General features: G+C 71.7%; 7 protein-coding genes. 1 reads left to right on the top strand and 6 read right to left on the bottom strand.

Features of this window, described 5'->3' with window-relative positions; translation table 11 throughout:
* Positions 1-19: 19 nt before the first annotated feature.
* From rhaS to Pen02_RS31830, 4 genes are all read right to left on the bottom strand, one after another.
* Entirely contained in the window at positions 20-1,081 is a 1,062-nt protein-coding gene (rhaS, locus tag Pen02_RS31845) for a rhamnose ABC transporter substrate-binding protein (RefSeq protein ID WP_203869865.1), read from the bottom strand.
* Positions 1,082-1,164: 83 nt separating this feature from the next.
* Positions 1,165-2,196, bottom strand: a complete 1,032-nt coding sequence (locus Pen02_RS31840) for an ABC transporter permease (protein WP_203869864.1) — start codon at positions 2,194-2,196, stop codon at positions 1,165-1,167.
* Positions 2,186-3,247, bottom strand: a complete 1,062-nt coding sequence (locus Pen02_RS31835; RefSeq protein ID WP_239141639.1) for an ABC transporter permease — start codon at positions 3,245-3,247, stop codon at positions 2,186-2,188. The genes Pen02_RS31840 and Pen02_RS31835 overlap by 11 nt, the downstream gene beginning before the upstream one ends.
* Entirely contained in the window at positions 3,244-4,761 is a 1,518-nt protein-coding gene (locus Pen02_RS31830) for a sugar ABC transporter ATP-binding protein (RefSeq protein WP_203869863.1), read from the bottom strand. The genes Pen02_RS31835 and Pen02_RS31830 overlap by 4 nt, the downstream gene beginning before the upstream one ends.
* 300 nt (positions 4,762-5,061) lie before the next feature.
* Between Pen02_RS31830 and Pen02_RS31825 the strand changes: the two genes are divergently transcribed.
* Entirely contained in the window at positions 5,062-6,105 is a 1,044-nt protein-coding gene (locus Pen02_RS31825; RefSeq protein WP_239141636.1) for a LacI family DNA-binding transcriptional regulator, read from the top strand.
* Positions 6,106-6,167: 62 nt separating this feature from the next.
* On the opposite strand, the gene Pen02_RS31820 is transcribed toward Pen02_RS31825, so the two are convergent.
* A complete protein-coding gene (locus Pen02_RS31820) occupies positions 6,168-10,829 on the bottom strand; it encodes a family 78 glycoside hydrolase catalytic domain (RefSeq protein WP_203869862.1) in 4,662 nt (1,553 codons plus the stop codon).
* Positions 10,830-11,010: 181 nt separating this feature from the next.
* On the bottom strand, positions 11,011-12,453 hold the full coding sequence (locus Pen02_RS31815; protein WP_203869861.1) for an MFS transporter: 1,443 nt from the start codon (positions 12,451-12,453) through the stop codon (positions 11,011-11,013).
* Between the last annotated feature and the right edge of the window lie 239 nt (positions 12,454-12,692).

Genomic DNA, 12,692 nt, shown 5'->3' with positions numbered 1-12,692 from the left:
GGCGCCGGGCGGGTACCGCCTAGAAGTTGAACTGGTCGATGTTGGCGGCGTCGAAGACGGTCGGCGGGCCGAGCACCACCACGCCCTCGGCGCCGACGGTGTACTCACCGAGCTTGCCGGCGGTGAACTTCTCCCCCTCCTTGCCGGTGATCATCCCGGAGGCGAGCGCCGCACCCGCGTACGCGGCCAGGTAGCCGAGGTCGGCCGGGTTCCACAGCGCGAAGCTCTTGACGGTGCCGTTCTTGACGAACTCGCGCATCTGGTTCGGGGTGCCCAGCCCGGTCAACGCCACCTTGCCCTTGTACTGCGAGCCGGAGAGGTAGCGGGCCGCCGCCGCGACCCCGACGGTGGTCGGCGAGATGATGCCCTTCAGGTCCGGGTGGGCGGAGAGCAGGCCCTGGGTCTCCTGGAACGACTTCTCGTCCTTGTCGTCGCCGTAGACGGTGGTGACCAGCTCGATCCCGCTGTACTCCGGCTTCTTCAGCTCGGTCTTCATCAGTTCGATCCAGGCGTTCTGGTTTGTCGCGTTCGCGGTCGCGGACAGGATCGCGACCTTGCCCTTGCCGCCGATCGCGTCCGAGATCAGCTTGACCTGGTTCTCCGCGATCCCCTGCCCGGTGACCTGGTTGACGAAGAGGTCCCGACAGTCCTTGTTGGTGTCGGAGTCGAAGGTGACCACCTTCGCACCACCCTGCCGGGCCTGGTTGACCGCCCCGCAGATGGCGTTCGGGTCGTTCGCCGACACCACGATCACGTCACTGCCCTGCTGGGTCAGCGTGTTCAGGTAGCTGACCTGCGAGGACGCGCTCGCCTCGGAGGGACCGACCTCCTTGTACTCGCCCTTGAACTCCTCCACCGCCGTCTTGCCACCGTTGTCCGACACGGTGAAGTACGGGTTGTTGACCTGCTTGGGCAGGAAGGCGACGCTCAGCCCCTCCTTGATCGAGCCGCCGCCACCGGCGGAGGCCCCACCCGACGGGGTGCCCTCGTCGTCGCTCGCGCAGCCGGCACTGAGCAGCAACGCCGCCAGGGTGGCCGCGGCGGCAGCCATCCGTACGCCTCTGGATCGCATGACGGTCATGACTGGTCCCTTCCTGACATACAGCCGCCCAACTCGCGGGCCGGAGGATTCGACAGTGGTTACAGCGGGGGGTGGAGACGTGGTCAGGCGCCTTCGGCGCCCGCCACCGGGGGTGCGGCGGGTCGTCGCCGTCGCATCCGCGCCCGGAGCATGCCGGCCGCGTTCGGCCCGACGACGGAGACGATCAGCAGGGTGCCGGTGACCACGGTCAGGGTGTCGGCCGGCACGTCGGCCAGTTGCAGCGCGTTGCGCAGCGTCATCAGCAGCAGTACCCCGGCCAGGACGCCGACCAGCGTGCCCCGGCCGCCGAAGATGGAGACGCCGCCGAGCAGCACCGCCGCCACCACCGACAGTTCCAGCCCGGCGCCGTTGTCGGCGCGGGCGCTGGCGTACCGCATGGTCCAGAAGACTCCGGCGAGCGCGGCGATTGCGCCGGTGACGACGTAGAGCCAGAACTTGGTCCGGGCCACCGCGATCCCGGAGAAGGTGGCGGCCTGGTCGTTGTTGCCCATCGCATAGAGGCCCCGGCCGACCGGGGTGGCGTGCAGCAGCACCCCGAAGCCGATCGCCAGTACGGCCAGCGGCAGCACCACCCACGGGACCGTGGTGCCGGGCAGTGCCTCGATGGAGTTGCCGGTCCAGCCGATCGGGAAGTCCGCCACCGCCCGGTCGCCGAGCACCACGTACGCCAGGCCACGGTAGAGGGCGAGGGTGCCGATCGTCACCGCCAGCGACGGCAGCCCGAACCCGGCGACGAAGAGCCCGTTGACCGCGCCCAGCAGGGCACCGAGCAGCACCACCAGCGGTACGGCCAGCACCAGCGGCAGCCCGCTCACCCAGAGCTGGCCGAGTACCGCGCTGGCCAGGCCGAGCGTGCTGGCCACCGAGAGGTCGATCTCGCCGGTGATCACGATCAGCGTCATCGGCAGCGCGATCAGTGCGATCGGCACGATGTCCAGCAGCAGGAAGCCCCAGAACCGGGCGGTGGCGAAGCCCTCGACCAGTACCGACGAGCCGACCACCACCAGGGCCAACACGACGATCACCAGCACGTCCCAGGTGCCGAAGGTGGAAACCCAGCGGGCCGACCGGCCCGTCGTCCTGTCAGGCGCCACGGGCCTTCCTTCCTCGTAGCCGGTTCGCCACCCGGGCGGCCAGGGCCCGGTCCAGTCCGATCGCGGCCAGGATCAGCGCCCCGACGACCGCCTGCTGCCAGAACGGGTTGACCTTCAGCACCGGCAGGGCGCTGCCGATCGTGCTCAGCAGTACGGCGCCGAGCGCCGCACCGTAGACCGAGCCGCTGCCGCCGAAGATGGCGACGCCGCCGACCACCACCGCCGCGACCACGTTCAACTCGATCCCGGTGCCGGCCGCCGCGTCGAGGGTGCCGTACCGGGCCGCGTAGAGCACTCCGGCCAGGCCGGCGAGTCCGCCGCTGACCACCAGCGCCCCGAACACCCGCCACCCCACCGGGATGCCGTGCAGCCGGGCCGCCGCCGGGTCCGAGCCGATCGCGTACAGCTCCCGGCCGCTGCGGTACGACTTCAGGTAGAAGCCGGCGACCAGCAGTACGGCGACCGCGAAGAGGGCGAGCAGCGGGATGCCGAGCAGGTCGGCGGTGCCCATGCTCTTGAAGCCGCTGGGCATGTCGGCGGCGTTGATCTGCTGACCCGCCGCCCACGAGTAGTCGATGCCCCGGAAGACGTAGAGGGTGCCGAGGGTGACCACCAGGGCGGGTACCCGGGCCACCGCGATCAGTGCCCCGTTCACCACGCCGCAGAGCACGCCGAGCCCGGTCCCGACCAGTACGGCGAGCACGATCGGCGCGTCCGGCATCGCCAGGAAGAGCTTTCCGGTGGCGAACGCGGCCAGGCCCAGGATCGAGCCGACCGACAGGTCCACGTTGCGGGTGATGATCACGATCGCCTGGCCGACCGCCAGCACCACCAGGATGGTCGCGCCGAGCATCAGGTCCTGCCGGCCCTGCCCGGAGAGGAACCGGGGGTTGACCGCGGTGGTCACCCCGACCAGCAGGACGAGGGCGAGCCCGATGCCGACCTCGCGGGCCACGAAGAGCCGGTGGCCGAGCCGCATCCCGGCGGCACCGCTGCGGGCCCGGACCTCGGCCGCGTCCGGCCCCGCCCCCGGTCGGGTCGTGGTCGTCACGCCCTACCTCCCTGTCCGGTGGCGGCCAGCATCACCGACTCCTCGGTCGCCGCGTCCCGGGCTATCTCGCTGACCAGCCGGCCCTCGTGCATCACCAGCACCCGGTCGGCCATGCCCAGCACCTCCGGCAACTCGCTGGAGACCATCAGCACCGCGACTCCCTCCCCGGCGAGCTGCGACATCAACCGGTGCACCTCCGCCTTGGTGCCGACGTCGATCCCCCGGGTCGGCTCGTCCACGATCAGCACCTTCGGCACGGTGGAGAGCCACTTCGCCAACACCACCTTCTGCTGGTTGCCGCCGGAGAGGGTGGAGACCGGGTCGCCGAGCCGGCCCGCCTTCACCTGCAACCGCTGGGTCCAGGTCTGTGCGGCGGCCCGTTCCGCGCCCCGGCCGAGCAGGCCGAACCGGGCCAGTGGCCAGCGTCGGGTCAGCGTGGCGTTCCGTTCGATCGACAGCTCCATCACCAGCCCCTGCTGGCGGCGGTCCTCCGGTACCAGCGCCAGTCCGGCCGCCATCGCCGCCGCCGGCCGGCCGCCGGGCAGGCGTACGCCGTCGACCAGTACCTCGCCCGCGTCGTACGGGTCGACGCCGAAGATCGCCCGGACCACCTCGCTGCGCCCCGCCCCGACCAGGCCGGCCAGCGCCACGATCTCGCCCCGGCGCACCTCGAAGCCGACGTCGGCGAAGACGCCGCGCCGGTTGAGCCCGCGTACCCGGAGGATGACCTCGCCGACCTCGGTCGGCTGCTTCGGATAGAGCTGCGACACCTCCCGGCCGACCATCCGGCGTACCACCTGGGCGACGTCCAGCTCGTCGGCCGGGTCGGTGGAGACCCATCGGCCGTCCCGCATCACCGTGATCCGCTGGCTCAGCGCGAACACCTCGTCGAAGCGGTGCGAGATGAACAGGATCGCCGCGCCGGCCTCGCGCAGCGAACGGACGACCGCGAAGAGCCGTTCCACCTCGACGCCGGAGAGCGCCGCCGTCGGCTCGTCCATCACCAGCACCCGGGCCTCGAAGGAGAGTGCCTTGGCGATCTCCACGAGCTGTTGGTCGGCAATGGACAGTCCGCGCGCCGGTCGGTCCGGATCGAGGGGTACGCCGAGCCGCGCGAACAGTTCCGTCGCGCGCTCGCGCATCGCGGCGGTGTCGATCCGGCGCAGGCCGCGCAGCGGTTGCCGGCCCATGAAGATGTTCTCCGCCACGGACAGGTCCGGGAAGAGCGTCGGCTCCTGGTAGATCACCGCGATCCCGGCCGCGCGGGCGTCGGCCGGACCGGTCAGCACCAGCGGCGCACCGTCCATCGTCAACTCTCCGGCGTCCGGGGCGTGCACCCCGGCCAGGATCTTCACCAGGGTCGACTTGCCGGCACCGTTCTCACCGACCAGCGCGTGCACCTCGCCGGCCCGCAGTTCTAGACGTACGTCGGCCAGCGCGTGCACCGCGCCGAACGACTTCCGTACGCCGGACAGGGCCAGCCGCGCCGGTACCGGGTCTGCACGCTCGGGCATCGAGCCCTCCAGCCATGAAACGTTTCAGCCCAATGTGATGAAGACGCTAGATGCACCTTTCGCAGCCGGTCAAGCGTTTCGACACGGTTACCGAATCGTTACCCGGAGGTAAGCCCTTTCCTATTCGAGTAACCCCGCCGTGGGCAGGGCCGATGCCACGTTCACCCGCTCCGTCGCGTTCGTCCGCGCCGCCTGTCACGCCAGCGGTGGCCACATCCGGTCAGGTACCCCCCGCCGCCCGAGCCGCCAGGCATCCTTGACACGATTCAGTTGGAGGCCGATGCGGAGGGAGGGACAGCGGTGCGCGAGACCCCCGTGGTGAGCATCCGCGACGTCGCCAGTCACGCCGGGGTCTCGATGGGTACCGTCTCCAACGTCCTCAACCAGCCCGAGCTGGTCTCCGACGCGACCCGCGCCCGGGTCCTCGCGGCCATCGACGAACTCGGCTTCGTACCCAACCACGCGGCCCGGCAACTGCGCCGGGGCCGGAGCCGGACCGTCGGCCTCGTCGTGCTGGACGTGGCCAACCCGTTCTTCACCGACATCGCCAAGGGCGTCGAGGACACCATCGGCACCGCCGGAATGGCACTGATCTTCTGCAACAGCGACGGTGACCGGACCCGCGAGGACGCCTACCTCGACCTGCTCAAGGAGCAGCGGGTGCAGGGCGTCCTCATCACTCCCGTCGACGACGCCAGCAGCCGGCTGCTCCGGCTGCGGGACCGGGGCATCCACGTCGTACTGCTCGACCGGCGCTCCCGGAACGCCGACCTCTGTTCCGTCTCGGTCGACGACCGGCTCGGCGGTGAACTGGCGGTACGCCACCTGCTGGAGGCCGGGCACCGACGGATCGCCTTCGTCGGCGGGCCGGTCGGACTGGAACAGGTACGGGACCGGCACACCGGCGCGGTGCAGGCGATGACCGGGGCAGGGCTGGCCGAGAGCGACCTGCCCTGGCTCGACACCCCGGCGCTGACCGTGGCCGCCGGCCGGGACGCGGCGGCCCGACTGCTCGGCGCACCCCGGCAGAACCGAGCGACCGCCGTCTTCTGCGCCAACGACCTGCTCGCGCTCGGCGTCCTCCAGGGGCTGACCCAGCAGCGGATCCGGGTACCCGAGGACATCGCCCTGGTCGGCTACGACGACATCGACTTCGCCGCCGCTGCGGCCGTGCCGCTCACCTCGGTACGCCAACCCCGGCAGCGACTCGGCCAGACCGCCGCCGGCCTGCTGCTCGGCGAGGTGAACGAGCCGGCCGAGCACCGCCACCAGCAGGTGGTCTTCGAACCCGAACTCGTCGTCCGGGAGTCCAGCCGCCGCCCGCTCACCCCGCCCACCGGCTGACCCGTCACTGCGGCCCGCCCACCGGCTGACCCGTCACTGCGCCGCGCCCCTCGGCTGACCCGTCACTGCGGCAGCGGCAGCGCCCAGGCGTCGGCGATCGACGGGTCGTAGCCCTCGCCGGTGTCCTGGAACCGCACCCGGACCACCCCGTCGGCGGTCGACTCCGGCCGGTCCACCACGAACTGGTAGCTCACCGTGCCGACCCCGGCGGCCGTACGCTGGTACGCCCGTGCGTGCACCAACTCCCCGTCGACCAGCACCTGGTAGTCCTTCAACTGCGGGTTGTCGTACGTCTCGACGGCCCGCAGCAGGAACGGCCGGCCCGGCGCGACGGCGAGGTCGAACTCGAACCATCCGCCCGGATAGCTGACGTTGGTGTAGCGGCGGGTCAGCCCGGCCTCGACGTTGCTGCCGGAGTGCTCCGAGGCGGCCAGCCGGTGCGCCTGCTCCGACGCTGCCCCGCCCAGGTCGACGTGGTCGAGCACCGTCCCCGGCGGGTTGTCGAACCGGACCGGCACCTCGACCGTCCGGCGCTCCGCCTCGGTCGGCCCGGTGGCGACGGTGATGGCGGCCGGGCCCTCGGTCACCGCCAGCGGTGCCGTGACGGCGCTGTCCAGGGTGACCTCGGCGCCCGGGGCCAGCGTGTAGGCCCGACCGCCGGGCTCGATCCGCCAGCCGTCCGGCCCGGTACCGGTCAACTGCCCGCTCGCCGCGACGGTGGACCGGTTGCGCAGCACGGTGTGCAGGGTCGTCGTGCCGCCCGGAGCCACCGTGGCCGGCGCGACGGTGGTCGAGACCACGGTGACCGCCGGAGCCACCGGCAGCGATCCGGCCAGCGGCATCGTCGCGGTACCGGACCGGTGGCGGTAACCCGCCGACCCGGTCAGCGACACCGTCCCGACCGGCTGACCGGCCGGGATCCGTACCTCGTACTCGTGTCGCACCGAGCGGCCCGGTGCGACACTGCCCGGCCGACCGCCGACCGGGCGCACCGTCACGCCGTCGCCTTCGACGTCCAGACTGGACTCGACGCCGGTGAGCGTGGCGGTTCCGCCGTTGGCGACCAGCACCGCCGCGCGTACCACGTCGCCGGGCAGTGCCTCGGTGGCCGGCAGGTCGAGCCGGGCCACCGCGCCGACCAGGGCCGACGAGGCGGCGGAGAGCCGCTGGTCGAGCCGGGTCAGCGGAGCGGCGAACCGGTCCGCGACCGCCGACGGGATCCGCTTGGCCCGTACCTGGGTCGCCAGCCAGCGTTCCAGGTCGGCCCCGGTCGCCAGGGCCCGGTGTACGGCGGCGGCGGTGGCCCGCGCGTCCCCCTCCCCGGACCGGTACGCCAGCCGGGCCGCTGCCGCCTCGACGGTCAACCGGGCGAGCCGGACCCGCAACTGGACCACCAGCGGCCAGCTCAGTTCACCTTCGACCTGGTCGGCGACGGTTGCCGCCGCCGTGACCGCGTCGGCCGCCTCGCCCAGGTCGCCGAGCACCCGGTCGACGGCGAAGCGGTAGCTCCCCGAGCCGATCTCGAAGACCGCGTCGGCACCGTCCAGCCGGACGAACCGCACCCCCTCGGCCCGGTCCGCCGGCCGGCCGCCCTCGGTGACCGCGTGCCGACTCGCCGCCGGGATCCGTACCGTGGCGGTGGTGTTGCCGGGCACGGTGGCCGCCAGGTGCAACTGGTCCCGGTCGTCGAGTCGCCAGTCGGTGCCGACGGTGCCGTGGATCGACCGGTAGGACGCCTTCGCCGCGCGGATGTCGCCGCCGGGCTGCGGTGCGATGGTCAGGTGCGCGTAGCCCGGGTTGGCCGGGTCCGGTCGGATGCCGGCCACGGTGCGGTACATCCAGTCGCCCACCGCGCCGTAGGCGTAGTGGTTGAACGAGTTCATCGACACGTCGCCGAAACTGCCGTCCGGCATGATCGAGTTCCACCGCTCCCAGATGGTGGTGGCACCCTTGCCGATCTCGTAGCCCCAGGACGGGTACGTGTCGTTGAGCAGCAGCCGGTAGGCCACGTCGAGGTGCCCGGTGTCGCTCAGCGCCGGCAACAGGTCCGGGGTGCCGAGGAAGCCGGTGGCCAGATGCCAGTCGTGCCGCTCCAGGTTGGCAACGAGCCGGTCGGCGGCCTTCCCCCGCAACGGGTCGGGCAGCAGGTCCATCCCGATCGCGAGGACGTACCCGGTCTGGCTGTCGCCCTGCACGGTCCCGTCCGCCGCGACGTACGCCGTGGTGAACGCCTCGGCGGCCTGCTTCGACAACGCGGCGTACCGCTGCGCGTCGGCGGTCCGGCCGAGCGCGCCGGCCATCTCCCCGAGCAGCCGGATGCTGTACGCGTAGTACGCCGTGCCGATCACACCGGCCGGGGTCGGGTCGTCCAGGTTCAGCCAGTCGAGGTACGGGCCGGCGTTGGTCCGCCGGTGTCCCGAACTGGTGCTCTCCAGCCAGCCGGCGTAGCGGACCATCGACTCGTAGTGTTCCTCGACCACCCGCAGGTCGCCGTAGCGCTGCCAGAGCGTGTACGGGACGGTGATGCCGGCGTCGGCCCAGCCGGTGGCGCCGTCCCCGCAACAGCTCCTCGGCGCCACGTCCGGGTACGCCCCGTTCGCCGACTGCGCGTCCCGCAGGTCCGCCAGCCACTTGGTCAGGAAGGTCAGACTGTCCATGTTGAACGTCGCGGTCTCGGCGAAGACGTTGATGTCGCCGGTCCAGCCGAGCCGCTCGTCCCGGGCCGGGGTGTCGGTCGGGATGGAGAGGAAGTTGCCACGCTGCCCCCAGGTGATGTTGCTGTGCAACTGGTTCACCATCGGGTTGCTGGTGGCGAAGGTGCTGGTCAGCTCGCCGTCGGTGTGCATCACCAGCCCGGTGACGGTGCCGAGGTCGGGGGTGCCGGGGAAGCCGGTCAGCTCGACGTAGCGGAAGCCGTGGAAGGTGAAGGTGGGCTCGTACACCTCGGGGCCGCCACCGCGCAGTCGGTAGAGGTCGGTGGCCCGAGCCGTCCGCAGGTTCGCGGTGTAGGCCGTACCGTCCGGGTTGAGCACCTCGGCGTGCCGGATGCGTACCGTCGTGCCGGCCGGGCCGTCCACCCTGAGCCGGACCTTGCCGACCATGTTCTGCCCCAGGTCGACGATCCAGGTCCCCGGGGTCGGCTGGGTCAGCGTCTGCGCCCGCAGCTCCTGGGTCACCCGGACCGGCGGGTCGACCTGGGCGACCAGCCGGGACGTCGCCCCGCCGTCGCCGCCGACCGTGGCCGCCGTCCAGCCCGCGTCGTCGAAGCCGGGCCCGTCCCAGCCGGCCGGCAGCCGCCGGGCGTCGTAGGTCTCGCCGTGGATCAGGTCGGTGTAGAGGAACGGGCCGGGGGTGGCCCGCCAGGAGCCGTCGGTGCGGACCGTCTCGGTACGGCCGTCCGCGTAGTCGACCACCAGGGCGGCGCTGAGCAGCGGCCGGGGGCCGTAGTTGTCAGTGCCGAACCAGGCGATGCTGCCGGAGTACCAGCCGTCGCCGAGCATCGCCCCGAGCGCGTTGTCGCCCGACCGGAGCTGGCCGGTCACGTCGTAGCTCTGGTACTGCACCCGTTTGGCGTAGTCGGTCCAGCCCGGGGCCAGCTCGTGGTCGCCGACCCGGGTGCCGTTGAGCGACAGCTCGTAGACGCCGAGCGCGCTGGCGTAGAGCCGGGCCCGGGTGACCGTGCCGTCGACCCGGAAGCCGCGCCGCAGCAGCGGGTTCGCGTCCAGCGCGGCGAGCAGCGTCTCGGTGTTGCCGCCGACCCGCAGGCCGTCGGCGGTCGGGGCACCGGCGCCGAACGGGTTCTCGCCGTCGGTCAGCGGTGCCGCGTAGAGCGTCCGGTCGCCGCTGGTCACCGAGAGGTCGGTGAAGACCGCCGTCTCCGGCGGCGAGGTGCGCAGGCCGATCGAGCCGGAGCGGTGCGCGCCGTGCCGGGTCACGTCGACCTGCACCCCGTCGACCCAGGTGGTGAAGGTGTCACCGATCGCGGCGATCCGCAGGGTGTGCGGCACCGCCAGCTTCTCCGGGGGTACGACTGCGGCCAGCGACACCTCCTTGAGCACCGTCCACGTCCCGTTCACCCGTACGTGCGGGCGCAGCTTCGCCTGGCCGTTGGTGGTGGAGAACTGCCACATGTAGGCGTTGCCCGTGCCGTTGGCCCGGAGGAAGATCCCGGCCGCGTCCCGTTCCACCCGGACGGTGGTCTGCACGGTGTAGTCCACCCAGGACTCGGTCGGCGGCGCCAGCCCGATCCAGTCGCCCTGCCAGCCGTCCGGCCCGCCGACCCCGGTCTCCCAGTACGCCGGCTCGCTCCATCCGGAGGCGCGACCGGTCTCGTCCCAGATCCGCACCTGCCAGGCGTACCGGGTGCGCGGCTCCAGCGCCGGGCCGGCGTACGGGACGAGGGTGCTGTTCCGGGACGTGACCCGGCCACTGTCCCAGACGTCCGGCCGGTCGAGCCGACCCGGACTGCTGGCCACCCGCACCTGGTACGAGTGCTGGAGCACGCCGCGCCGGGCGGAGTCGACCGTCCAGCCGAGCCGGGGCCGTTCGACGTCCAGCCCGAGCGGGTTCGTCGCCCGCTCGGTGGTCAGGCCGGCCACCGTCACCGCCGGACTGTCCGCCCGCGCGGCGGCCGGTGCCGACCCGGCGACCGCCGCCATCGGCAACGCCAGCAGCAGCGCGAGTACGGCCGACAGTCCCGACCGGGGCAACCTGGTGGATTTCATGCGCCGACTCCCCACTGCACGGCCGGTGAAACGTCTCGATGTGTTTCCTGAGACGATCCTGGCCAGCAGCCCCGCCCGGACTCAATGGATTCCGGTGGCCACATCCGGTCACCGGAACGCCACGCGCCCGGGGACGTCGGCGGCGAACTGCTCCTCGGTGCGGACCCTGACGATCGGCCGGCTACGACCTGCTGCCGGAGGGGGCGAGCTCAGGCTGGCTCGGCTCCGACCCCGCCACGAACCGCTGACTGAGCCGTCGGTACGGACGACTGCGCAACGCCAGCACCGTCGCGATCATGCCGATGATGCCGGTCAGCACGAAGACCAGACCGAGTCCCCGGTCGGGGCCGGTGCCGAACCAGCCGCCGATCGCCCGGGCACCCGCCCCGTCGGTCATGAACGGGATGAAGACGAACTGCGCGATCGGCGAGATCAGGAACGCGGTCAACGGCGACGCGGCCTGCTCGACGCTCTGCGCGAAGCCGAAGACCCGACCCTGCCGCTCGTACGGCACCACCTTCTGCAGGATCGTCTGCTCGGCGGCCTCCGCGTACGGCACGACGAGCATGTAGACGTAGAGCCCGACGGCGAGCAGGACGATGGACGCGCGCAGCGGGAACAGCATGGTGACGGTCCAGAGCAGCAGGTTGACGAGCAGCAGCAGTCGGACGGGGTTCCGGCTCAGGCCGGTCCGGGTGATCAGCAGCCCGCCGACGATGAACCCGGTACTCAGTACACCCCAGAGCAGGCCCCAGGTCTGCACCGACACCAGCGACAGCCCGTACGCGTCCATCAGCGCCATGAAGGCGCCGCCCAGGAAGTTGTTGAACGCCGAGAAGAGGATCAGCGCGCTCAGCCCCGGCACCTCGCCCACCACCCGGATGGTGCCGCGCAGGTCGACGCTGCGCTTCGGGGCGACCGCCGGCTCGGTGCCGACCGCCGCTCCGGCGACCAGCGGTGGCTGCCCGACAGTCGACGGCTCGGTCGACGGCTCCGTGGCCGGCACGGATGTCACCGGCCGGTCCGGTACGGGGACGAGGGCCAGGTGCAGCAGGGCGAGCGCCAGCACCACCAACGCCAGGACCAGTACCCAGAACATCCCGCCGATCGCCACGAGGATGCCGCTGATCACGGACGTCACCAGGAAGGTGACCCCGGAGACGGTACCGACCAGCCCGTTGGCCCGGTCCCGGGTCTCCTCCTCGATCAGCACCGTCACCAGGGTCGGCAACGCGATCGTCCGGACGTTGCCGGCGATGACCCCGAGCATCAGCAGTACGACCATCGTCCACAGCGCGGTGCTCGTCGGGTCGGCGAACGACTCCTCCGGCGTCAACCGGTAGACGACCAGGGCGAGTGCGTACAGCCCCAGCGACACCACCGCCGACACCTGCATCACCGTCTTCTTCGGGTGGTGGTCGACCAGGCTGCCGAACCAGATGCCGGTCAGCGCCGTCAGCACCAGGAAGATCCCGGAGATCACGCCGGTGGCGAAGACCGATCGGGTCTCCAGGTAGACGTAGAAGGTGATCGCGAACCAGACGGTGAAGTTGATGACCGACACCAACAACGTGTTGATCAATAGTTGGTAGAAGGTCTTTCGGTCCCCCCGGATCGCGCTCATGCCCACGACCCTATGACCTGAACCTCGCTTGATGTCGAGCGGTTTCCGAACCGGCCCGGCACGGTGGGCCGGAAGGACGCGGTGGCCCGTAGCGGTGGTGCCGAAGGACGAGGTGGCCTCGGAAGGACGCGGGTGGTCCCGAAGGACGCGGTGGCCCCGGGAGGGGCGGGGCGGCTCCAGCCCTCGGACGGCCCCAGCCCGGGCGGGTCAGCCCCAGCCCGGGCGGGTCAGCCCCAGCC

It is taken from the genome of Plantactinospora endophytica (genome assembly GCF_016862915.1).
In the GTDB taxonomy this organism is placed as follows: Bacteria; Actinomycetota; Actinomycetes; order Mycobacteriales; family Micromonosporaceae; genus Plantactinospora; species Plantactinospora endophytica.
This window is presented reverse-complemented; position numbering and strand designations above follow the sequence as displayed.

Excerpts from the sequence above, each read along its gene's own strand:
- rhaS (WP_203869865.1), bottom strand. The coding sequence starts at position 1,081 with ATGACCGTCATGCGATCCAGAGGCGTACGGATGGCTGCCGCCGCGGCC.
- Pen02_RS31830 (WP_203869863.1), bottom strand. The coding sequence starts at position 4,761 with ATGCCCGAGCGTGCAGACCCGGTACCGGCGCGGCTGGCCCTGTCCGGC.
- Pen02_RS31820 (WP_203869862.1), bottom strand. The coding sequence starts at position 10,829 with ATGAAATCCACCAGGTTGCCCCGGTCGGGACTGTCGGCCGTACTCGCG.
- Pen02_RS31815 (WP_203869861.1), bottom strand. The coding sequence starts at position 12,453 with ATGAGCGCGATCCGGGGGGACCGAAAGACCTTCTACCAACTATTGATC.